Source organism: Microbacterium sp. Bi128, assembly GCF_918698205.1.
Genome location: NZ_CAKKMM010001366.1, coordinates 1 through 1,365 on the forward strand (window position 1 = coordinate 1; position 1,365 = coordinate 1,365).

Below are 1,365 nucleotides of genomic sequence, written 5' to 3' on the forward strand. Positions count from 1 at the left end.
GGTAGACCATCTCGGCGTTGAGCCTGCTGTTCCTGATCTGTTCGACCGGACGGCCGGGCATCCCACAGCATTCCGGATCGCTGCAGTCTGCGTTGCGCCAGAACTCAGTACCGATAATCCAGGCGTCCCTCACGGGCAATCCGGCTGCCTCAAGGGCAAGCTCGAGTTCTTTGAGCAGGTCCGCCCACGCATGGCCGTCGCCGGCGCTGTCCGTCTGCGTGTCGGCGCCGGCCTCAGCGTCAGTGAAGAAGGCCAGCAGCGAACCGTCAGCCGCGTCGTCCGCCTGCAGATAGGCCACGACATTCCGGGCAAAACCGGCCAGCATGTCCCTCCGGCCTGAGCCGCCTCCGGGCACGGGGAGGTCGACCCGCAAGGTGGCTCCGAGGCGTTTGCCCTGCAAGGTCATGGCCACGAGGCTGTCTTCCGGCCAGTAACCGAGGGAGTGCGGGATGAAGCCCAGAATGTCTTCGGGGCCGGTAATTCTCAGGTGATCGGGAGCTGTCATAAGTCCAGCTTCGCGGCGGCTGCGTCCCCGGCGACAGTACCGGGTTGCGCTATGTGGATAACCGCGACGAAGTCGGAACCACTATGGCGGAACCAGCGCCAACGGGCGGTGTCCTCCCCCCGCCCCCCGAATGCTGACAGGACGCCGGCCTTTCGCCAAACCGCACTAAACCGCACTATTTCGATGCAGTGGCCTCCACCGTTGCCGCGTTCGCGTCCGCGGCGCGGCGAATCTCTTTGACCTTCGCGATCTGCGGGGCGAGTTCCTGCATGCGGGTTGTCAGGTATTTGTCCAGGACTTTGTCCAGGGCAGCGTGGAACCCGGTCTTGTCCCGGCAGACGGCGTCGGTCACGGCGATTCTGAACTCTTCCTGGCCGCCCGCAGTTTTACCGGCATCGGCGGCCTGCCCCGGGTTAGAAAACGAGGCGTAAGGGGTTTCCTTCATGCAGGCCGCCCAGTCAGCGACTGCTTTGGTAATGCCCGAGTCGCCGGAGGCGGACAGGGCGGCCGGGAAAAACCAGTTGGAGGCGATGCCGGTGGCGAGCATGTAGTTTTCCGCGCTGCCGTAGATCTGTGTCATGGCTTCGCCGCGGCATCCGCCGGAGGACGTTCCCATACCGTCCACCGTGGTCATTGACGCGGTGTCCCCGGGCCCGGTGAGTGCCTTGGTGAAGGCTGGATTGGCGAAGAGTTTGCCGTCTGCGGACCCGGGAGCCGGCTCGTGAGGTCCCTGCGGTCGGGTGCTGGCGTAGCCGCTGGCTTTGGCGGCGTCGACCGTGAGCCGTTTGAATCCGATGGCTCCGTTGAGGTCCATAGTCGTCTCGGAGGCGGGCGGTGTGTAGTCGAAGCCGGCCTTGGCC

The 1,365-nt window shown here is 65.1% G+C and carries 2 protein-coding genes; both read right to left on the bottom strand.

Features of this window, described 5'->3' with window-relative positions:
- On the bottom strand, nucleotides 1-505 hold a 505-nt coding region (locus tag LQV45_RS32850), incomplete at its 3' end, for a DUF4192 family protein (RefSeq protein ID WP_230011839.1).
- Between the two features lie 175 nt (nucleotides 506-680).
- The coding region (locus LQV45_RS32855) for a hypothetical protein (protein WP_230011841.1) at nucleotides 681-1,365 on the bottom strand (685 nt) is incomplete at its 5' end.